Below are 22028 nucleotides of genomic sequence, written 5' to 3' on the forward strand. Positions count from 1 at the left end.
CCTTGTCGAAATGCCGGGGTTTTTTTATGCTTATCGTTCGCGGAACGCCTCCGCGCGGGCGCGCAGAATCGGCTTTAACAGATAGGCAAGAATGGTTTTCTTGCCGGTAATTATATCCACCGAGGCCACCATCCCCGGAATAATAATCAGCGGATTTTCATCGCTGCCAAGATGATTTTTCTCGGTACGCAGACGAATCACGTAGAAACTTTTCCCCTCTTTATCCGTCACCGTATCCGGGCTTATCTGCTCGAGTTTACCCTTCAGCCCACCATAGATGGTGTAGTCGTAGGCGGTGAACTTCACGACGGCCTCCTGGCCGGGACGCAGAAAGGCGATGTCCTGCGGACGGATTTTGGCTTCGACCAGCAGGGTGTCATCCAGCGGCACGATTTCCACAATATCGTTACCCGGCTGAATAACGCCGCCGATGGTGTTGACCATCAGTTGCTGAACGATACCGCGAACCGGCGAGGTGACGAGCGTACGGTTAACCCGGTCCTCAATCGCTTTTCCAGACGCTTCGGTTTTACTGAGATCGGTACGCGCTTCATTGAGCTGCGACAGCGCCTCGCTGCGGTAGCGACCACGCGCTTCCCCCATTTTGCTCTCAATCTCTTTAATCGCCGCCTGCGCGCGTGGTACCGCCAGCGTCACCGACTCCAACTGCCCACGGGTTTCTACCTCAGAGCGGCGCAGACGCAGCACCTCAACCTTTGAGATAGCCCCTTTGGCAACCAGCGGCTCAGACAGGCTGATTTCCTGCTGTAGCAGACCCAGGCTACGACGGTACTGTTCGGCTTTGGCCTGGTAGTCCAGCAGCTCCTGTTTTTTCTGCACCAGCTGTTCATTGAGGCCGGATAGCTCGCTCTGAATGCGTTTGTTCACGCTGGCAAAAAGCGCCAATTCACCGTCCGCGATATCCGGGGATTTCGCCATGATATTGGGCGACAGCGTTAGGGTTTCTTTGCCCTCGACCTGGGCGGTCAGACGCTGAATACGTGCCTCCAGCGCTAGCCGGTCGGCTTCCGATTCCCCGGCATTAGAACGAAAGCGGGTATCGTCCAGACGCAGCAGCGGCGCACCTGCGTTGACCACTTCCCCTTCATGCACGAAAACTTCCGCGACAATCCCCCCTTCCAGGTTCTGGATTTTTTGCAGCCGTGAGGAGGGGATCGCCTTACCATCGCCGCGCGTTACTTCGTCAATTTCGGCAAGGGCGGCCCACGCAATCATGATGATAAAGAAGCCGAGGATGGCCCATAGCGTGATGCGCACCACTCGCGGGGAGTCGTCGATCAGCGCTTTGTTTACCTCGTTGGCGGCCAGGGTTGAGGTATTTTTATCACCCAAAAGCCATGCTTTCAGGCGGTTGATTCGGTTAGCGTTGCGCATGAATTTATCCTTTTTTCAGTGCGTTTATGACGCTCTCTTTCGGGCTGTCTGCAATGGACTTACCGTTGTTGAGGATAATCAGGCGGGGAGGTCGCATGTTCAGGTGAATCAGTATAAGACGCCATAATCAGACCTTATAAGCCATCAACAGGTTCGAATTGCTTAAAGCCTATAACGGGCTACCCCACCGCAGAGTGGCATAGCCCGCAGGTCCAAATCGTTACTTCAGTTCCGGTAAATTGGCATGTGCGCTTTGCTGTTCCTCAACGGGCTGTGCCGCCGTGGGGGCCTGAATATTAAGCTGTTTTAACAGGTCGCCAATGCGGGCGTTGATACGGTAGGTGGTGAACATTTCCACGAACTGCATTTCGACGTAGCGGCGCTGGGCGTTGAACACTTCGTTTTCGCTGTCCAGCATATCCAGCAGGCTACGTTCGCCGATGCTGAACTGCTCCTGGTAGGCGGTGCGTACCACGGCGCTGCGATCGGCGTAATCTTTAGCGATAGGTACCTGCTGTCTGGCGTTCTGCCAGGCGTTCCAGGACAGGCGCAGCTCTTCATCAAGCTGACGCAGTGCGTTACGTTTTACGTCCTGCGCTTCCTGCATTTTGTAGGCATAGGATGAGAGCTGGGCTTTATCGCTGCCGCCGTTGAACAGGTTGTAGTTCATGCGAACCATGGCCTGCCATTCCTGATCGTGGCCGCGAGTGCCATCGACGTTGTTGTCCATTCGACGGCCAAGGTCGATATCCACGCTTGGGTAGAAGCGGGATTTCGCCGCTTCGTACTGCTGGCGGGTGGCTTCAACGTCGGCATCGGCCTGTTTCAGCAGCGGACTGTTTTCCAGCATTTGCTTGCGTGCTTCAGCCTGGGAAGCCGGAACTTTAGTGGTCATTGGCATCGACAGACCGGAGGCCTCTTTACCCACCACGCTGTAGTAGTTGGCCTGAGCATCTTCAAGGTTGGTCTGCTCGGTCAGCAGGTTGTTGCGAGCCTGTGCCAGACGCGCCTGTGCCTGCTCATAGTCGGCCTTACGGCCAACGCCCTGTTCGGTGCGCAGACGAATCTGATCGAAAACGCGCTCGTGGCTGGTGAGATTACTTTGCGCCAGTTGCACCATTTTTTGACGCATCAGCACGTCCAGGTAGCTTTGAATCGCGTTCAGCGCGGTGACTTCACTGGTGTTCATCACCGAGAACGCGCGGGAGTTGACGGTCGCTTTTTGCCGGGCGACTTCGCTGGTGGTGGCAAAGCCGTTAAACACGTTCTGGCGCAGATTGAGGCTGGATTCACTGCGATTCAGGTTACGATGGTGGTCGTTTGCCGCCCGGGTGCTGGAGTTATCGGTCTGCTCCCAACCGGTACCGGCGGACAGGTTTAACGTGGGTAAGTATCCCCCTTTTGCCGCACGGAGATCTTCGTCGGCAGAGTAACGGCTGTTAACGGAGGCGCTTACCTGTGGATGCCACAGCAAACTGTCTTTGACCGCCTGTTCTAACGTTGCTGCGCTGACGTTGTTAGCGAACAGCAGCGGCAGAGAGAGGCTGGTTAATACCCGAATGTGTTTTTTCATCATGTCATCCTTTTCTTGTGTTCATTTCCCTTGCTGGTGGGGGGCCACCAGAGGCGAGGTCGAGGCAAAAAACAAAATTGTTGCTGCCTTACATCGGCAATCTCCTGCTCCCATCAGGAGAAATAGCGAACGCTTTCCCGGCGTTCGCTTTAATTGTTCCGTTTACATCAGCCATCATTTATTCCTCTTAATTTTCGTGAACGCATCCATTCGTTCATACCAGCACAGTCAATAAAAAACGGATATCTCATACGTTTGTGTGTGCGCTGATAGTATTCCAGGTGTCTCGTAGATATGAGGTCTGGTAAATAAAGAGTCTGGCTATGTTTATAAAGTAATACGCAAGATAAACGGTTTCTTTGATTTTAATGTCGATTTTGTAAGGATTTTCTGTAAAAAAATTATTGGCTAAAAATAAAAGTATAAAGATAAGTCTTTGACTGTCTATATTGTGTTGTTTTTAAAAGGCAAATGAAATGGCTAATCAGAGGTGTATCTGTAGAGTAATATCAATATTTGACGTCGATTTATAGTGATTAATAATTTTATGATTTTATTTAACTGCTATATGGACTATGCCATTCATCTGTAATTCATTGATTTATAATGCTCTTTCTAGCTATGGGAACAGGTGTGTACGGATGCTAATAGTTTTGTACCACTTATTGCTGTTTCAGGCATTAATTTTTCTACTAATAGTCTGATCGTGTCATTAATGTATTAGCGACATTAACTATTTTTACCTGGTTAATATATTGATGTATTAAAGGCATGCATATTTCGTATTCGCCATGCATGTGTTTTATCAGCGGGATGGGAAAGTTTTCAGGCACAAACATGATGTGCCTGAATAAATAAAGACAATTTTTTCTTATATTAAGCGCACGTCATCATCGCTGATAAGCCCTTCCAGGCCGCCTAGCGTTTGGCGAGCCTGTGCGCGGTTAAGCAGTTTGCTTTGGGCGGCAGCAGGGAGGTCGGTAATGCTGATAACGCCTTTGCTCATCAACACTTCGATAAGATCCTCCAGTACGCGCACCATGTTCAGGTCGCTCTGCTGCAATTGTTGAATCGTCGAGGCGCGAAGCTCGCTCACCTTAAGCCAATCGCTGATTTCCCCTGTGGTCACTTCGCTGATTTCGGTCATACCGCTGAATTCCGCGGTCTCGACCCGAACTATCCGCCCGTCGTCATCACGTTCTATAAAATGCATGGCTGCTCTCCTGAGTGTTTTGTAGTGTGCCAGCGTCGCTAAAGTAACGCCCCATTGCGCCATACAGGCCGATGTTTTCCAGTACCGCCAGCTCGCCTTCGGTTTCGACGCGCTCGGCGATGAGCGGCAGGTCAATTTGCCGCGTAGCCCAGTAAATGGCTTCGATAAACAGCTTCTTATCTTCTTCTTCGTTGATGCGGTGAATGTAGCCACCGTCCACTTTGATCCAGGCGAGCCCCCACTGCGGCAGATTGCCAATCAGATGGAAGCGGCCGCCAAAGTGCTGGATCCCCAGGCCACAGCCCAGATCCTGTAATTTTTTCACCAGGATGCTGACGCGCTCGGGATCCGGCAGCTCGTTTTCATCCAGCTCCAGCGTCAACCGTGGCGTCAGATGGCGCAAGCCTTTCAGCGGCTTAAGCAGTGCGTTCAGGCTTTCATCATCGGCCACGCTTTCGCCGCTAATGCTGAGGGCAAACTCATGCCGGCTGCTTTCCATGGCACGCAGGGTCTGCTTAAGCATGACGATATCCATTTTGCGGCTGAGAGACAGGCGGCGAACCCAGGGAATAAAGCGCCCCGCCGGGATGATTTCGCCTTCATCGGTCTGGATACGCGCCAGAATTTTGTTATGCAAAACAATGCGTTTGTTATTGCACTGGTACACCGGCTGCGCGTAAAGCTCGAAGGCTTCTTTATCCAGAACGGTGGTCAAACGGTGATGCCACTGATGGTGGTCTTCATCTACCTGCTTCGCGGTGGCCTGTGGGTCGACGAATGAGCGCATATCCGTTTCGGTCGCGACCAGTATCTGATCTGCCTGGCGCAGCAAAGTTTGCGGTGAATCGCCATAGTGAAAGGCGACGTCGACAAAGTGGGCGACGGGGTCAACGTCACTCAGGCCTGTTTCATACAGCGCTTTGAGCTGAGTGCTAAGCGAGCTGGCGAAATGTTCCATCTCGGTGGGCAGCACCGGGTCAGTGAGAATGGCAAATTCGCCGCCGCGTACGCGAGCGACAAAGCCTTCATTAAGGAAAAAGCGCTGCTGCAGGGTGATAAGAATCTCACCGATATTCTTCAATAGTTTATCGGTATTGACGCCGCCGAGTCGTTGGTTGAGGCCCATCAGGTCCTGCACGCGTAGTAAGATAAGATTCCCGTCCGCGTTTTCTTCGTCGCTCAAGCGGGTCTGGAATTTAATATCAAACGCCCGGCGGTTATTCAGCCCGGTCAGGCTGTCGTTATAGGCCTCCTGACGCAGCGTTTCGGTGCGTTTGGCCTGCTCGCTGAACAGCGCTTTTAGCTGCGTGACCATCATGTTGGTGGCTTCAACCACCCGGCGAAGCTCCGGCGTTTTCGGTAGGGCGGGGATACTTAAAAATTCACGGCGGCTGATGGCCGTTGCCTGTTCGACGATATAATTCAGCGGACGCAGGCGATTTCGCAGCAAGAACATCGCGCCCAGAATACACAGCACGCTACAGCCGCTGAGCCACAGCAGGCTAGCCACCAGGCTGCTCCACAAACGCGCCAGCGCAAACATCGGGTGGCTGACCACTTCCACGCGCGCCGCCTGGCTCCAGCCGCGCATCACAATAGCTTCACCTTGTCCTGGGTCCAGATGCACCATGCGGACAAACCAGGCCGGAACATTGGCGCTTGGCGGCACGTTCTGGCGCTCGATAATTGGCTGGCCGCTTTTAATATCAATGACCTGGATGCGGTAGAAATAGCCGCTATCAAAAATGGAGTTAACCATGAGCTCCGTCATCACCGGATCGTCGATATGCGCCGTCAGCGACAGCCCAAGGGCGGTGGCGGCATCCTGGGCATGAGCGCTGAGCTGGTTGTAATACTGTTCGCGCGAGCTCTCCAGCGTGGCAAAAAAATTGCCGCAGAATATAGTGAAGGTAAACAGACAGATGCCAATCAGTAGCTGTTTATAAAGGGACATGGCTGAATCCTATTCATTAATGACAAATCCTTCTGCACGCATCCTGGTGAGAAGATCCTGCCAGCGAGAGAGCTTTTTGCTGTCGCCGACACGTTTGCTGCCGTTTGCCTGCGGGATCCAGAGACCTTCACCGTTAAAGGAATAAACGGGAAGCAGGTCACTGCGCGCGGAGGCGGGTAATATGTTGGGTTTAAGGTTATCAAGCACTAACGGAACGGCATCAGGCGTGGAATACCAGGTTAAGACCATATGGGCCTGGTTAAGCTGTAAAGCTTTAACATAGGTAATTCTTAACTGGCTGGCGGGAACGCCCAGTTGCCGTAGCGTAAAATATTTGGCGATGGCGTAGTCTTCGCAATCACCAGCTCCCTTGCGTAACGCCTCAACCGGGGTTGCCCAATAATCCTGCTGACCCCATACCGAAATATCATCGGTAAACCGAATTCGGGAATTAAAAAACTGATTCACGCGGTTCAGCGTGGCGCGAATATCGCTCGACGGCGTCTGCTTAAGCAGCGCTTCCCAGGCGTCTATATGGCGTTGTGCGGTGGGCGTCGTCGGGCCATAAAGTCGCTGGGTACGCGAATTAATGGTATTAAAATCCCAGCCCGCGCCCAGATTTGGCGCGACCAAAAGCAACAGCGCCAGTAGCGATGGAAGCCATCGTTTCTGGAGACTGAGAGGACTAACGCTGGCCGAACGCCATGTCATTACGTCATGCCTGCAGGCTGTTGAAAGGCCCGTTGAATGTGCGCAATTAAATAATGCAGTGACATTTATTCTCCTTGCTGCGCGATGAGATCCCTGTAAAACGTCGCTTTAGCCAGAATAACATTATGTCTGTGGATTTGGGGATGCCTCCGAAACGGAATAGGTGAGGTTCCAGCTATCATGGTGAATGTACAGGCATTTATTATTCATTAATTATTTTTTAGTATTTTTTAAATGCATAAAAAATACTAAGCGTTATATCTGAGTTATCGGCTATTTTCAGGAATAACGTAGCGCTTTTTTATTTTTTGGGACTTTCTACTTCTCGATGTAGTAGGTCTGCGTAAATATCAGTTAATACGCCCTGCGGGCCAAACTGCCGTTTTATCCACTGCGTCACCTGACCGTTGGCCGAGTGCTGAGTCGCCAGCAGCATGCGGGAGTCCTGACGCGGGTTGTTGATCTGCCGGGTGACCAACTGAGATTGCGCTTCAGCATCGCGCACCATGTAGTCCGGCAGGAAGCCAATCCCTTCGCCGAGGATCTGGCACTCGCGCTTGGTGTTGAAGTCAGGCACGAGGATCGACTCTTGGCCGTGCAGCAGCCAGCCGACCTTTTTATTAATGGTGTGCGCGGTATCTTCCACCATGATGTTGGGGTAGAGGCGTAGCTGGCTTTCAGCAATGGGCTCCGGCATAAACGCCAGCGGGTGTGACGGCGCGATGGCAAAGGCCCAGCGGATCGCGCCAATTTCGGTGTAATCAATGCCGCCGCCATCGAGCAGGGTATCTGGCGCGCCGATGGCGATGCTGGCCTGATTATTGATTATCGAATCCCAGACGCCGTTGTAGACCTCGGTGGTGACGGTTATCTGACAGGTAGGAAACTGCTTTTTCAGCACCTGTAGCAGCCGGGCGGTGTGCTTCGGCGTATAGAGCAGTTGGTTAATGCAGATGCGCACTCGCGCTTCAATGCCCTGGGAAATGGTGTCGATGCTGCGCTTGATGGCGTGGAAATCATTGAGCAGGTCGCTGGCTTTACGAAAGAAGTAGCGCCCGGATTCGGTTAGCTCGATGCTGCGGGTGCTGCGGGTAAACAGCACCACGTCGAGGCCTGTCTCCATCCGCTTGATGGTATAGCTGATGGCGGAGGTGGTGAGGCCCAGCTCCTCCGCCGCCTTACTGAAGCTGCCAAACCGCGCGGCGGTGGTGAACGCCAGCAGATTCTCTTCCGTAAAAATTGAGTTCATTCACCTGCTCCCCGGTTCAGCTATTCATTGGGCCTCTTTGATGAGATGAATGTATTGGTTGAAGTGATTGTTGGGCAACCATTTTTGAATAACTTTTAAAACCGCTGTTTAGGGTTCTATTTGGCTCTCTGCGGCATGTTGCCGGATGGCGCTGCGCTTATCCGGCCTACAAACTCTGCGGTATGTTGCTGGGTGGTACCGTTACAACGGATGTTCCTCCGTAGGCCGGATAAGGCGTGTACGCCGCCATCCGGCAGCATACCGCTACGCGGCCTCTTTCGAGGTGGCTTCACTCAGCTTGCGCCCGGTATATTCGGAGATAATCCCGACGCAGTTTCCGGCAAAAAATCCCAGCAGCGTGACCCACCAGTTCATCCCGGTGGCGAAAAACAGCGTCATGCCAAGAAAGCCGCCGGGGATAAATGAGGTGAGCCAGAATCGGCCCTGCCAGACCACCACGGCGGAGAACGGCACCGTCATGACCACGCCCGCCCAGAAGGGTGACAGGCCGCTTACCGACGCCAGCCAACCGGAGGCTGCCGCTGCGAGAAACGCCCAGACGGCGCCGGAGTAATTGACAAAAAGGCTCTTCACAAATCCCGCCTTGCCGCCGCCTGCCGCATAAAAACTGCAGAATGCCACAAAGCCAATCGTACCTAATAATTCCCAGCCTGGGGCCAGCCCAACCTGCGAGGACACCATTTGCCAGAGACCTGCACAGATCCCAACAGTAATGCCCGTTGCGGTGAGTCCGTTCATGATGATTTTCTCTCGTATAGTGGTTTCGTGTTGAAACTATATAGAAAGAAAACCCGATTGAGTTAAGGGGCATAGTGACAAACAAATAAACGGTGCACTACCGCACAGTCTGTATCGATTATTAAATAAAATTCACTAATCAAGCAGGTTATGGCGAATAAAATTTAAGCGGGTTCTTTTATGATTATTTCGTTGCTATTCTCATTTCATCGAAAACAGCCACAAAAAATCAGGGGATTTGACATGACCAACAACAATCTGATTGCTGACTATCTATTGGCTGCGCAACAAGGCGAACTGACGAAATTAAAATCCTGTCTGCATCAGGGTGTCGATATTAATGCCTGTAATCGTCAGGGGCAAACTGCCATTACGCTGGCAAGCCTGAATAAAAAATATGATTGCGTGGTGGCTTTGCTGGATGCCGGTGCGGATATTAATAAACAAGACCAGACCTGTTTAAACCCTTTTTTAATTAGCTGCCTGAATAATGATTTAACGCTGCTGCGTTTATTATTACCGGCCCGTCCGGATTTAAATCGTTTAACCCGTTTTGGCGGCGTGGGGCTAACGCCCGCCTGCGAAAAAGGGCACCTTGAAATCGTCAAAGAGCTATTACATCGCACCCACATCAACGTCAACCACACCAACTTCGTCGGCTGGACGCCGCTGCTGGAGGCCATCGTGCTCAACGACGGCGGTGAAACCCAGCAGACGATTGTCGGCCTGCTGCTGGAGCACGGTGCCAGCCCGCACATGACCGACAAATACGGAAAAACCCCGCTGGAACTGGCGCGGGAGAAGGGTTACGACGAGATAGCCCAGTTGCTGATTGCCGCCGGAGCGTAACAGAGGAGACGCGCTATCGACACCCCAATACGGCGGTGTGTGCAAGCGCTAACTGCGGACGAGCACTTTCTTTTGGAACGCGGCTCTGGTCGGGTCGAACAGGTCTTTTCCCGGGCGGTAAACCTTTATCTCCCGTCGCAGCAGCGATTACTGACGCTGTTGTGTGAATCGTACGACAATGCCCCGAACAGTTGTAGGTTAGCACTCACTCACTTTGACGGCCTTTTCCGGCCGGGTGAGACGGTTCAGTTTCACCCAACAGGGATAACGGTTGGCGAGGATAAATGGCTGAACACCGCCTCCTGCCAGCGCTGGCAGCCAATAATACCGCAGCTTAACGCCGAACGATTCCGGCAGATTCCCTGGCTGCGGTGGCACGACGAGATTCATCAACAATTACAGGATAACCAGACGCTGTTTCTCTGGCGCGGTGATAATCCGTTTTATCAGGCTATCTCCGAGGCATTACAGCAGCGGCGGAAAACATTATTTAATGCGTTATTGCAGGGCCGGGAAATCACCTCGGCGGTGGCTAATATGGTGGGGTTAGGTATTGGCCTGACGCCGTCGGCGGATGATTACTTAGTGGGGTTAAGTGCCGTTTTATTTATCGACGGACACCCGGCAAAAAAATATCGCGATGCATTTTATTCCGCGCTAAGAGTGGCGCGTGACAATACCACTTTATTAAGCGCCATTACGCTGGAATCCGCTTTTTCCCAGCGCTATCGCGAAACGATTTTCGGGTTTATTAACGGCATGGTTAATGAACCGCAACATATTTCTACCCAGACTATCGCCAGTATTAAAAATATTGGCTCCAGTTCCGGCTGCGACATGCTTTACGGCATGGCGGATGCCTGCGCGCTGAGCCAAGCCTATGGAGGGAGTTATGTCAGTCAAAATAGTGATTAAGAAGAATACGTATTTTGATTCGGTCTCGCTGATGTCAATTTCCACGCGCGCCAATAAGCTTGACGGCGTTGAGCAGGCGTTCGTGGCCATGGCCACCGAGATGAATAAGGGCGTACTGAAAAATCTCGGGCTGTTAACCGCCGAGCTGGATGACGCGAAAAACGGCGACCTGATGATCGTCATCAACGGCAAAGACGGTGCTGACAACGAGCAGACGCTGGCGGCCATTGAAGAGTTATTCACTAAAAAAGCGGAAAGCGGCTCGCACGAAGCGCGCTATGCCACGCTTGCCAGCGCCAAAAAGCACGTGGCGGACAGCAACCTGGCGGTGATTTCAGTCAACGGTCTGTTTGCCGCCCGCGAAGCGCGTCAGGCGCTGCAAAACGACCTCAACGTGATGCTGTTCTCCGACAACGTCACCATTGAAGACGAACTGGCGCTGAAACAGCTGGCGCATGAAAAAGGGCTGTTGATGATGGGGCCGGACTGCGGCACTGCGATTATCAACGGCGCGGCGCTGTGCTTTGGCAATGCGGTACGCCGCGGCAACATCGGCATTATTGGCGCCTCCGGTACCGGCAGCCAGGAGCTGAGCGTCCGTATTCATGACTTTGGCGGCGGTATTTCGCAGCTTATCGGTACCGGCGGGCGTGACCTCAGCGAGAAGATTGGCGGGCTGATGATGCTCGACGCGATCGGTATGCTGGAAAACGATCCGCAAACCGAGATTATCGCGCTGGTCTCCAAGCCGCCGGCTCCGGCCGTGGCACGCAAGGTGCTGGAACGTGCTCGCGCCTGCCGTAAACCAGTCGTGGTCTGCTTCCTCGGCCGCGCCGAGCCACCGGTAGACGAGCAGGGCTTACAGTTCGCTCGCGGCACTAAAGAGGCGGCGCTGAAAGCGGTGCTGCTGAGCGGCGTGAAGCAAGAGTCGTTAGACCTGCATCCGTTGAACGACGCGCTGATTGCCGACGTGCGCTCACGCCTGACCCCGCAGCAGAAGTACATTCGCGGCCTGTTCTGCGGCGGCACGCTGTGCGACGAAACCATGTTCGCGATGATGGAAAAGCACGGCGACGTCTACAGCAACATTCAGCCTGACCCGGCCTTCCGCCTGACAGACATCAACCGCAGCGTGAAGCACACCTTCCTCGACTTCGGCGATGACGACTTCACCAACGGCAAGCCGCACCCGATGATCGACCCGACCAACCGCATCAGCCGCCTGATTCAGGAAGCGCGCGATCCGCAGGTGGGCGTGATCGTGATGGATTTCGTGCTGGGTTTTGGATCGCATGAAGATCCGGTCGGCTCAACGATCGAGGCGATCAACGAAGCGAAAGCGATCGCCGCCGCCGATGGGCGAGAGCTTGCGATCCTCGCCTACGTGCTGGGGACCGATCTCGATACGCCGTCGCTGGAAAAACAGCGCCAGATGTTGACCGACGCGGGCGTTGTCCTTGCCAGCAGCAGCACCAATACCGGTTTGCTGGCACGTGAATTTATCTGCAAAGGGGAGGAAGCCTGATGAGCCAGTCACTGTTTACCCAACCGCTGAACGTCATTAACGTCGGCATCGCCATGTTCAGCGATGACCTGAAAAAGCAGCACGTCGCCGTCACCCAGCTCGACTGGACGCCGCCGGGGCAGGGCAATATGCAGGTGGTGAAGGCGCTGGACAGCATCGCCGACTCCCCGCTGGCGGAGAAAATTGCCGCCGCCAACCAGCAGGCGCTGGAGCGCATTATTCAGTCTCACCCGGTGCTGATTGGCTTTGACCAGGCGATCAACGTGGTGCCGGGCATGACGCCGAAAACCATCCTCCACGCGGGCCCTCCAGTTACGTGGGAGAAAATGTGCGGTGCGATGAAAGGCGCGGTCACTGGGGCGCTGGTGTTTGAAGGGCTGGCGAAGGATATCGATGAAGCAGCAGAACTTGCGGCTTCCGGTGAAATCACCTTCTCGCCGTGCCACGAGCACGACTGCGTCGGTTCGATGGCAGGCGTGACCTCAGCCTCGATGTTTATGCACATCGTCGAGAACAAAACCTACGGCAATATCGCTTATACCAACATGAGCGAGCAGATGGCGAAGATCCTGCGCATGGGGGCCAACGACCAGAGCGTGATCGACCGTCTTAACTGGATGCGCGACGTACAGGGCCCGATGTTGCGCGATGCCATGAAGGTCATCGGCGAAATCGACCTGCGCTTAATGCTGGCGCAGGCGCTGCACATGGGCGACGAGTGTCACAACCGCAACAACGCGGGCACCACGCTGCTGATCCAGGCGCTGACGCCGGGGATTATTCAGGCGGGTTACTCCGTTGAGCAGCAGCGCGAAGTGTTCGAGTTCGTCGCCAGCAGCGACTATTTCTCCGGCCCGACGTGGATGGCGATGTGTAAAGCGGCGATGGACGCCGCGCACGGCATCGAATACAGCACCGTGGTCACCACCATGGCGCGTAACGGCGTCGAGTTCGGCCTGCGGGTCAGCGGCCTGCCGGGGCAGTGGTTCACCGGCCCGGCGCAGCAGGTTATCGGCCCGATGTTTGCCGGATACAAGCCGGAAGACTCAGGTCTGGATATCGGCGACAGCGCGATTACCGAAACCTACGGCATCGGCGGTTTTGCGATGGCGACGGCCCCGGCGATTGTGGCGCTGGTGGGCGGCACGGTGGAAGAGGCTATCGACTTCTCCCGCCAGATGCGCGAAATCACCCTCGGCGAGAACCCGAACGTCACCATTCCGCTGCTCGGCTTTATGGGCGTGCCAACGGCTATCGACATCACCCGCGTCGGCAGCAGCGGCATTCTGCCGGTGATCAACACCGCTATTGCCCATAAAGATGCGGGCATCGGCATGATTGGTGCCGGGATTGTGCACCCGCCGTTCGCCTGCTTCGAAAAAGCCATTTTAAGCTGGTGCGAACGTTACTGCGCATAACGTTGTAGCCCGGGCGAGGCGTTTACGCCGACCCCGGGTTTCTCCCGGCGGCGCTTCGCTTGGCCGGGCTACAACGGCCACCCCAACAACAATAATCACATCACCTTCTGCACTGGAACCTACACGATGAAAGAACTTGTGGTCGTTGCCATTGGCGGCAACAGCATTATCAAAGACAACGCCAGCCAGTCGATTGAACATCAGGCAGAGGCGGTGAAAGCGGTCGCGGACACGGTGCTTGCGATGCTGGCATCGGATTACAACATCGTCCTGACCCACGGTAACGGCCCGCAGGTGGGGCTGGATCTGCGTCGCGCGGAGATTGCCCATGAGCGTGAAGGGCTGCCGCTCACCCCGCTTGCCAACTGTGTTGCCGACACTCAGGGCGGGATCGGCTACCTTATTCAACAGGCGCTGAATAACCGGCTGGCGAAACGCGGAGAGCAAAAAGCGGTGACGGTAGTCACGCAGGTGGAAGTCGATAAAAACGACCCCGGCTTCGTCAACCCGAGCAAACCCATCGGCGCGTTCTTCAGCGCCGAGCAGCGTGACGAACTGTTAAAAGCTAACCCGACCTGGCGCTTCGTCGAAGATGCCGGGCGCGGCTATCGACGCGTGGTGGCCTCGCCGGAGCCGAAACGCATCGTCGAGTCTGAAGCCATTCAGGCGCTGGCGCAGAAAGGCTTCCTGGTGATTGGCGCGGGCGGCGGCGGCATTCCGGTAGTGCTGGGGGAAGAGGGTGATTATCACAGCGTCGATGCGGTGATCGACAAAGATCTCTCCACCGCCTTGCTGGCGCACGAGATCGCCGCCGATATTCTGGTGATCACCACCGGCGTAGAGAAGGTCTGCATCCACTTTGGTAAACCGGAACAGCAGGCGCTGGGGCAGGTGGATATCGCCACCATGACCCGCTACCTGCACGAAGGCCACTTCCCGGCGGGCAGTATGCTGCCGAAGATTGTCGCCAGCCTGCAATTTTTACAACACGGCGGTAAACGGGTGATTATCACCACGCCGGAATGTCTGCCTGCCGCCCTGCGCGGCGAAACGGGCACCCATATCGTCCATTGATAAGGAACGACGATGAAAGAGCATAACAGTCGCCGTGAGTTTTTAAGCAACAGCGGCAAAATGGTCACCGCCGCCGCGCTGTTTGGCGCAACCGCGCCAATGGCCTATGCGGCCACTTCTGGCGCTGCCGTCTGCGAGACGAAGGGAACCATGAATATTACCGACAGCCACTACTATCTGGATAACGTGCTGCTTGAAACGGGCTTTGAGTACGAGGGCTCGGTCGTCGTGCATACCCGCACCGCGCAACAGACCGTGGAAATTCAGGACGGTAAAATCGTTGCCCTGCGCGACAACAAAAGCCACCCGGATGCCACGCTGCCGCACTATGACGCCGGCGGCAAGCTGATGCTACCGACCACCCGCGACATGCATATCCACCTCGACAAAACCTTCTACGGCGGCCCGTGGCGCTCGCTCAATCGTCCGGCGGGCACCACGATTCAGGACATGATCAAGCTTGAGCAAAAGCTGCTGCCTGAACTCCAGCCGTACACGCAGGAGCGCGCTGAAAAGCTGATTGACCTGCTGCAATCAAAAGGCACCACCATTGCCCGCAGCCACTGCAATATCGAGCCGGTTTCCGGGCTGAAAAACCTGGAAAATTTACAGGCGGTGCTGGCGCGGCGCAAAGCCGGTTTCGACTGCGAAATCGTCGCCTTCCCGCAGCACGGCCTGTTGTTATCGAAATCTGAACCGCTGATGCGCGAAGCGATGCAGGCCGGGGCACACTACGTCGGCGGACTGGATCCGACCAACGTCGACGGCGCGATGGAGAAGTCCCTCGACACCATGTTCCAGATTGCCATCGACTACCGCAAAGGGGTGGATATTCACCTGCATGAAACCAGCCCAGCGGGCGTGGCGGCGGTGAAATATATGGTGGAAACCGTGGAGAAAACGCCGGAGCTGAAGGGCAAGCTGACCATCAGCCACGCTTTTGCGCTGGCGACGATGAACGAAGGGCAGGTGGATGAGATTGCCACCCGCATGGCCGCGCAGCAGATTTCTATCGCTTCAACGGTACCGATTGGCACGCTGCATATGCCGCTCAAACAGCTGCGCGACAAAGGCGTGACGCTGATGACCGGCACCGACAGCGTGATCGATCACTGGTCGCCGTACGGCCTGGGCGATATGTTCGAAAAAGCTAACCTCTACGCCCAGCTCTATATCCGCCCGAACGAGCAGAACCTCTCCCGCTCGCTGTTCCTCGCCACCGGTGACGTGCTGCCGCTGAACGACAAAGGCGAGCGCGTGTGGCCGAAAGCGCAGGATGAGGCCAGCTTTGTGCTGGTGGACGCCTCGTGCTCGGCGGAAGCGGTAGCGCGGATTTCTCCGCGTGCCGCAACGTTCCATAAGGGGCGGCTGGTGTGGGGAAGCGTGGCGTAACGCTATCTGCATTGACATTGCCGGATGGCGCTGCGCTTATCCGGCCTACATATCACCTGTAGCCCGGACGAGGCGCATCGCGCCGACTCCGGGGCCGCTCGATCCAAAATTTTTTTACCCCGACCGAAACCTTCAGGCCTTAGCGTGCGAACTATTATGTACAGAGCACCTTTATCCCCCTGATGGAGTCGACCATGAATCGTTTGAAAGCCTTGTCAGCCGCCGCCGTACTCAGCCTTTCTCTGTTCGCCGTGAACGCGAACGCTGCCCTTGAACCCGGCGCGAAAGCCCCGGACTTCAGCCTGCAAGGTGCGCTCGGCGGTAAGCCGCTGACCTTCTCCCTGCAACAGGCATTGCAGAAAGGTCCGGTCGTGCTCTATTTCTTCCCGGCCGCGTTCACCAAAGGTTGTACCCTCGAGGCGCATGCCTTTGCTGAAGCCACCGATAATTTCAAAAAGCTTGGCGCAACCGTGGTGGGCGTGACCGCCGGGAACGTCGACCAGGTGGATGAGTTCTCAAAACTGGAGTGCCGGGATAAATTTGCCGTGGCGGCAGACCCAGGCGCGAAAGTAGCGGCGCAGTACCAGACGCTGATGCAGATGAATGGCAAAACGGTGTCCGACCGTACCTCGTTTGTGATCGCCCCGGATGGCAAGATTTTGATGAGCTACACCGACCGTAACCCTGATGAACACATCCAGAAAGCGATGGATGCCGTGAAGCAGTACGCACAATCGCATTCGTAATTTAGCCGCCGGGGTTCGCTATGCTAACTGCTATTCTGGCCGCCTTTGTCGGCGGCATTATCCTCAACCTGATGCCCTGCGTGTTCCCGGTCATTTCACTGAAGGCGCTGGGTATTTTGCGCCATGAGGGCGATGCCAAAAGTGCGCGTACCGAAGGGTTGGGCTTTTTGCTCGGCGTGATTTTTACCATGCTGGTGCTGGCGGGCATACTGCTGGCGCTGCGCGCTGGCGGCACCGCCGTCGGCTGGGGGTTCCAGCTTCAGTCGCCGATGGTGATTGCCGTGCTGGCGCTGATTATTCTTGGCGCGGCGCTGAACCTGCTTGGCGTGTTTGAAGTGGGCTTGTCGTTGCAGCGAGCCGGGGAAATTTCGGTGGGCAGCGGGGCTTTTGTGCGCTCGGCGCTAACCGGCGCGCTGGCGATTGTGGTGGCGACACCCTGCTCGGCCCCGTTTATGGCGGGCGCGGTAGGCTACGCGCTGGTGCAGCCGCCGGTGGCCTCGCTGGCGATTTTCCTGTCGCTGGCGATAGGCTTTGCCGCACCGTTTACCCTGGTCTCGCTGTTCCCGGCCATCGCCAAACGTCTGCCACGACCGGGCGCGTGGATGGATATCCTCAAGCGCGGCCTGGCGTTCCCGATGCTCGGGGCGTTTGCCTGGCTGGTGTGGGTGCTGACGCAGCAGGCGGGGACGACCGCGCTGTTAGCGATGCTGATTTGCGCCGTGGTGGTGAGCTTTGCCGCGTGGCTGTACGGTATGGCCCAGCGCCGACGCTATATCGGCCAATCCTATAAAGCGCTGCTGGGGGTGACGGTGGTGCTGTTTATCGCTGCGGTTAGCCCGCTGCCGGGCGTGATGCACGTCCAGCCGTCGCAGCCGGAACTCGCGCGCGTGGAAAATATCACCCACGTGAAGTGGTCGCCGCAGACGGTGGCGGAGATGCGCGGGCATGGCAAAGCCATCTTTGTCGATTTCACCGCTTCCTGGTGCATTACCTGCCAGGTGAACGAGCGCACCTCGCTTTCAACGACGGCGGTGAAGCAGGCGCTGGCGAGCACGAATACCATCTACATGGTGGCGGACTCCACCAAATTTAACGCCGATATTGATGACGCGATGACCGCGTTCGGGCAGGGTGGTTTGCCGCTCTACGTGGTCTACCCCGCGGACGGCAGCGCGCCGAAGGTGCTGCCGCAGGTGCTGACGCCAACGATTGTGGTCGACGCCCTGAATCAGGCATCCGCTAAAAAAGCATGAGGTAACGGGCATGGCGGAATATGGATAACGGTTTAGCGCCGCGTGAAGCATGGCCTGCGTTGATGGCAAGCGCGCAGGCGGGGGATCGCGATGCCTATACCCAACTGCTGCGGGCCATTGTGCCGGTGATTCGGGCGATAGTCCGCAAGCAGATTGCCGACAGCGTGCTGGTTGACGACGTTATCCAGGACGTGCTGCTGGCTGTCCATCGGGTGCGCCACACCTACGATCCCGCCTGTCCGTTTTTACCCTGGCTGATGGCTATTACCCAGGCCCGTACCGTTGACGCACTGCGCAAGCGTGGCCGCCACTGGCTGCGTGAAGCCGAGGAGGAAGAGGCCGTTGAGCCTGCCGCCGAACACATCCCGGAAGAGGATGAACGAGAAGAAACGCTGGCGCTGATCCTCGACCAGCTTCCCTCGCGCCAGCGGCAAATTGTGGAGCATATCCACCTGCAGGAGATGAGCCTCGCCGAGGCCGCTGCCCGCCATAATTTAAGCGTTTCGGCAGTGAAATCGCTATTACACAGAGCACTAACCAACCTTCGCCGGATGGGAGCGAACCATGACCGATCATGATCTTTTTATTGCGAAGCTAAGCCGTGACGCCGGGCCGATACGCCGCCCCTGGGCGAGCAACAGGCGGGTCGCCGCCTGGCTGCTGATGGCGCTGCCGTGCGGCTGGCTCAGCAGCCTGGTGTTTCACCGGGTGGCAACAGACTGGACGCAGTCCGGCGCGCTGCTGGCGGCGCTGCAACTGACTGTGGCTTTTGTGATGGGCATACTGGCGATACGTAACGCCTTCCTGCTGAGCATCGCCGGGCGCAAACCGCTGGGCTGGTGCTGGTTCGCACCATTGATTGCGCTCTGGCTAGGTGGCGTTATCTTCAGCCTCGGAACGGCGCACGCGCCGGAAAGTCATCCCGATGAGGTGAACTGCTACGCGTTTATGATGGCGGTGAGTACGCCGATGATGGTCATAATGATGGGCTACCTGCGCCGCACACGGGCGTTGTATCCGCTACGCACGCTGGCGACGTCAGGGGTGGGAATCGCCTGTATGGCGCTGATGATGCTGTCGTTTTGCCACCCGGTGGAGGTACATCCGCTGGATTTCCTGCTGCATATGGCGGCGGGGGTGACGATTGTGCTGGTGATGATGGCGGCGGGGTGGCGATGGGTGAGGATTGGATGACGAGCGCCTTGTATCGATGCGTTTATCTCACTCGTAGCCCGGCCGAGGCGCAACGCGCCGACGCCGGGGCGGCTCTTTCTAAACCTCTTCAACCTCATCCAACCGCCGCTTCAACGCCTGCAACTGAAACTCGCTAAACACCTCAACCCCATGCTGGCGCAACAGCGCCGCCGCGACCCCTTCGCCCGGCACCTTCACCCCGCTAAACGCCCCGTCATACACGTTCTGGCTCCCGCAGGTTGGGCTACCGTCGGTCAAAATCGCAAACCGACAGTCGTGGCTTTGCGCGGCTTTTAACGCCAGCCACGCCGCCAGCACGTACGGCTGTGTCACATCGCGCCCGTCGCTTTCCACTACTTGCGCCCGCCCGCTCAACACCTCGATACCCTGACCGTTAACCATCTCCGCAGACAGCCGCGGCGTCTCAAGCCCCGCTGCCAGCTCCGGGCAATGGGTGACCAGACGGCCTTCATCGCGCCATTGTTGCAGCAGGTTAGCGGTACAGGATTTATCGGTGCCGTTGTAGCGCACGGGATGCCCGGCGAGGCAGGCGCTGAGGAGGATTTTGTGTTTGACGGTCATGGAGAACCTTGAGGATGCGTGGCAAGGCGGTTGTCGCGATGCCTGCGGCTATAGGGTAACAGATAATCAGTCGCGGGGGCGGTCAGACCTTCGGGGGGGACTCGATAAGTACAAGGAGTGATGCACCTTAAAACAGACGTAAACTATATTTTGTCTGTTTAAGGGATTGAGCTTCGGGCATCGCGTTTTGTCTATGGCCTGAAGCACCTGAAACGCAATGGGGCAATTGACATCGACCCCGTCGGGTTGGGCATGCTACAAGGGCAGCAGGTGGCTGGGCAGGCATTGTTTGCACCAGAGTCTGCGCTGTTTGGGGCCGCCGTGTTATTGAGGCCAAAAAGCGGGTTCCGGCTAACGCATTACCGGAGTCAGTGTAGCTAAAAGTACTGCTCCAGAACGCCTTCTAACTTGCTCACCGCCGCCGCATACTTAGCCGGATTCTTATCCTTCAGTACCGCCAGATTACGCAGTTTCCAGCGAATAGCCGGTAGATGTTGAATTTCTGGATAGCGATAAAGCGACCAGTCGGCATTATTTTGCTTATAGCTGAGCAAGAATTGACGATCCCTGTCCGTAAGATGCGATTTCAGCGCTTGTGGCAGCGAAGTTGTTACTGATAAAAGGGACTCCAGCGACGTTTCCTGCTGTGTCATTCCTGAAAATTCCTGTGCGTACAGAGTAGCGATCCGCGCTGTATCCCAGTTTGGTGCCAGTAGCTCGGCAATGGGGCGGGGATGCCCTGCCAGATAGCAAAGAAAACCGTCAAAGATCTCGCGTGTCAGGCCCGGTTTCTCCAGCATATTCAGCACGTCAAACAGATCTCGCGGGTGCTGGCGGTCGAGCGCGGCGCAGATTTTACCGCCGTAAAGATCCGCCTGCGAGACGACATTCATCGTGGTGAAGCCATACTCCATTTCCACCTGTTCACATACTGGCATTTCTGTTGGTGGCAACAGCAGCCCACGCCAGACTGGGCTAACTTCAATCTTTATCTGCGCGTCGGCGGTGTTAACGATGATGCGCTTTTCATCCGCTTTGTTCTCCTGTCGGATAGCGGTGATCCCCGGTCTGCCGTTTAGCGATTCAGTAATACGCATCAAGGCGTCATTGATGGCAGCCAGATCGGTATCGCGATCCGCATAGGTCTTATACGCCAGATCGATATCTACTGACAGGCGAGGGAAATCCTGCACAAACAAATTGATTGCTGTGACGCCTTTCAGAGCGAAGCAAGACTCCTTTGCCACATGCGGCAGCGCAGCCATTAATAGCCTGACCTGTCGGGTATAACTATCACGAAGATCCATCTTCAACTCCTTCCGATTTAAATGCGCGGGGAACGGTGATTTGATAATCCGGCTCCAGCCAGCCGCCGGGAATGATTTGCCGCTTTCCCGTACCTGTTTCTATACCGCTTTGATCGAGATACCGAAAATAAGGATGCGCATTGCGCCGGGCAAGATAGAGCATCACCCGGTTGGTTTTAACCGAATGGCTGGCGCAGAGCAGTGTCTGTAATTTTCGCGGGCTGAGAAGATTCATTCCCTGAAACAGAGCGTCGGCATGTTCGAACGAGATCAATGAAGGAACACCGCAGGCGATCTCATATGCGGCCAGTTCCGGGACGCTGCCCACTAACTGTCGGTCGCCGATTTTAAGTTGTGTCGTGAATGACGGTATATCAACGGTGAGGCCAGAGGTATACAGCGTGACAAACGTCGCGGATGGTTCAAAGGCGGCAAACCACCCCGGCAGTTTGGCGTAAGCTGGAAGCGCCAGCCAGACCTGCGGCCTGCCCGGTTCGGTATAGTGGGCATGGCCCTGTAGCGCAAGGCTGGTCAGCCCTGCTACACGAACCGGCTTTTCCCACTGTGTTTGCAGGCAGTATACCGCATCCACCCAGTCCGGCTCACGGCCCGTCCGGCAGTATACGCCGTGCGCGATCCGCCTGAGCCAGCCATTCTGGACATAGAGGTAAGAGAGCTTACGGTCTATACCGTTGTGTGTAAGCCATGACTGGAGCAGTATCTGACCGGGTAAGGTGCTCTGCATCAGCCAGTTTAGATAGTTTGGCAAATGTCGCCTCTGAATGGACAAATATGCAAATTATTAAACTAATTTAGATCGGGAGTGATTTTATCGCAACATCAGGTTTGGTTATTCTCGTATTTGTCGATTATAAATCGACATTTTTTATAAAATATAAACTGTAAATCATTACAGAAA

At 55.8% G+C, this 22028-nt stretch carries 20 protein-coding genes; 10 read left to right on the plus strand and 10 right to left on the minus strand.

What is annotated here, in order from left to right; genetic code table 11:
* Positions 1-30 precede the first annotated feature (30 nt).
* From ACH1XZ_RS18375 to ACH1XZ_RS18405, 7 genes are all read right to left on the minus strand, one after another.
* The gene (locus ACH1XZ_RS18375; protein ID WP_395596664.1) at positions 31-1395 is read right to left on the minus strand and encodes an HlyD family type I secretion periplasmic adaptor subunit; all 1365 of its coding nucleotides are present in this window, start codon (positions 1393-1395) and stop codon (positions 31-33) included.
* 220 nt (positions 1396-1615) lie between these two features.
* A complete protein-coding gene (locus ACH1XZ_RS18380) occupies positions 1616-2968 on the minus strand; it encodes a TolC family outer membrane protein (RefSeq protein WP_395596695.1) in 1353 nt (450 codons plus the stop codon).
* Positions 2969-3839: 871 nt separating this feature from the next.
* The gene (locus ACH1XZ_RS18385) at positions 3840-4181 is read right to left on the minus strand and encodes a tryptophan synthase subunit beta (protein WP_395596665.1); all 342 of its coding nucleotides are present in this window, start codon (positions 4179-4181) and stop codon (positions 3840-3842) included.
* Entirely contained in the window at positions 4162-6135 is a 1974-nt protein-coding gene (locus ACH1XZ_RS18390; protein WP_395596666.1) for a bifunctional diguanylate cyclase/phosphodiesterase, read from the minus strand. The genes ACH1XZ_RS18385 and ACH1XZ_RS18390 overlap by 20 nt, the downstream gene beginning before the upstream one ends.
* A 9-nt stretch (positions 6136-6144) precedes the next feature.
* The gene (gene lapG, locus ACH1XZ_RS18395) at positions 6145-6846 is read right to left on the minus strand and encodes a cysteine protease LapG (RefSeq protein ID WP_395596667.1); all 702 of its coding nucleotides are present in this window, start codon (positions 6844-6846) and stop codon (positions 6145-6147) included.
* Positions 6847-7147: 301 nt separating this feature from the next.
* Positions 7148-8095 carry a LysR substrate-binding domain-containing protein gene (locus tag ACH1XZ_RS18400; protein WP_395596668.1) on the minus strand — a complete coding sequence of 316 codons (948 nt, stop codon included), beginning with the start codon at positions 8093-8095 and terminating at the stop codon, positions 7148-7150.
* Between the two features lie 264 nt (positions 8096-8359).
* Entirely contained in the window at positions 8360-8854 is a 495-nt protein-coding gene (locus ACH1XZ_RS18405) for a DUF1097 domain-containing protein (protein WP_395596669.1), read from the minus strand.
* A 243-nt stretch (positions 8855-9097) separates the two neighbouring features.
* Here ACH1XZ_RS18405 and ACH1XZ_RS18410 point away from each other — a divergent pair, with 243 nt between their 5' ends.
* The 10 genes from ACH1XZ_RS18410 to ACH1XZ_RS18460 all read left to right on the plus strand — a co-directional run bounded on the left by ACH1XZ_RS18410 (position 9098) and on the right by ACH1XZ_RS18460 (position 19220).
* Positions 9098-9703: an ankyrin repeat domain-containing protein gene (locus ACH1XZ_RS18410; protein ID WP_395596670.1), complete on the plus strand. Its 606-nt coding sequence runs from the start codon at positions 9098-9100 to the stop codon at positions 9701-9703.
* 39 nt (positions 9704-9742) lie between these two features.
* Positions 9743-10618, plus strand: a complete 876-nt coding sequence (locus ACH1XZ_RS23380; protein ID WP_459253856.1) for an oxamate carbamoyltransferase subunit AllH family protein — start codon at positions 9743-9745, stop codon at positions 10616-10618.
* Positions 10596-12143 (plus strand): acyl-CoA synthetase FdrA, encoded by a 1548-nt coding sequence (gene fdrA, locus ACH1XZ_RS18425; protein ID WP_395596671.1) that lies wholly within the window; start codon positions 10596-10598, stop codon positions 12141-12143. The genes ACH1XZ_RS23380 and fdrA overlap by 23 nt, the downstream gene beginning before the upstream one ends.
* Positions 12143-13561, plus strand: a complete 1419-nt coding sequence (locus ACH1XZ_RS18430) for a YlbE family protein (RefSeq protein WP_395596672.1) — start codon at positions 12143-12145, stop codon at positions 13559-13561. Before fdrA ends, ACH1XZ_RS18430 begins: the two co-directional genes overlap by 1 nt.
* Before the next feature lie 126 nt (positions 13562-13687).
* The gene (locus ACH1XZ_RS18435; RefSeq protein WP_395596673.1) at positions 13688-14635 is read left to right on the plus strand and encodes a carbamate kinase family protein; all 948 of its coding nucleotides are present in this window, start codon (positions 13688-13690) and stop codon (positions 14633-14635) included.
* Between the two features lie 12 nt (positions 14636-14647).
* Positions 14648-16027, plus strand: coding sequence for an amidohydrolase family protein (locus ACH1XZ_RS18440; RefSeq protein WP_395596674.1), 1380 nt, complete (start codon positions 14648-14650; stop codon positions 16025-16027).
* A gap of 194 nt (positions 16028-16221) precedes the next feature.
* Positions 16222-16773, plus strand: coding sequence for a peroxiredoxin (locus tag ACH1XZ_RS18445; protein ID WP_395596675.1), 552 nt, complete (start codon positions 16222-16224; stop codon positions 16771-16773).
* A 20-nt stretch (positions 16774-16793) separates the two neighbouring features.
* Positions 16794-18026, plus strand: coding sequence for a protein-disulfide reductase DsbD family protein (locus ACH1XZ_RS18450; protein WP_395596676.1), 1233 nt, complete (start codon positions 16794-16796; stop codon positions 18024-18026).
* Positions 18027-18046: 20 nt separating this feature from the next.
* Entirely contained in the window at positions 18047-18604 is a 558-nt protein-coding gene (locus tag ACH1XZ_RS18455; protein WP_395596677.1) for a sigma-70 family RNA polymerase sigma factor, read from the plus strand.
* Positions 18591-19220, plus strand: coding sequence for a DUF1109 domain-containing protein (locus ACH1XZ_RS18460; protein ID WP_395596678.1), 630 nt, complete (start codon positions 18591-18593; stop codon positions 19218-19220). The genes ACH1XZ_RS18455 and ACH1XZ_RS18460 overlap by 14 nt, the downstream gene beginning before the upstream one ends.
* A gap of 78 nt (positions 19221-19298) precedes the next feature.
* Here ACH1XZ_RS18460 and ACH1XZ_RS18465 read toward each other — a convergent pair whose 3' ends face one another.
* From ACH1XZ_RS18465 to ACH1XZ_RS18475, 3 genes are all read right to left on the minus strand, one after another.
* Positions 19299-19802, minus strand: a complete 504-nt coding sequence (locus tag ACH1XZ_RS18465; RefSeq protein WP_395596679.1) for a 2-thiouracil desulfurase family protein — start codon at positions 19800-19802, stop codon at positions 19299-19301.
* A 377-nt stretch (positions 19803-20179) separates the two neighbouring features.
* Entirely contained in the window at positions 20180-21109 is a 930-nt protein-coding gene (locus ACH1XZ_RS18470) for a nucleotidyl transferase AbiEii/AbiGii toxin family protein (protein ID WP_395596680.1), read from the minus strand.
* Entirely contained in the window at positions 21096-21878 is a 783-nt protein-coding gene (locus tag ACH1XZ_RS18475) for a type IV toxin-antitoxin system AbiEi family antitoxin domain-containing protein (RefSeq protein ID WP_395596681.1), read from the minus strand. The genes ACH1XZ_RS18470 and ACH1XZ_RS18475 overlap by 14 nt, the downstream gene beginning before the upstream one ends.
* Between the last annotated feature and the right edge of the window lie 150 nt (positions 21879-22028).

This window comes from Kluyvera chengduensis (assembly GCF_044197065.1).
Lineage (GTDB): Bacteria > Pseudomonadota > Gammaproteobacteria > Enterobacterales > Enterobacteriaceae > Kluyvera > Kluyvera ascorbata_C.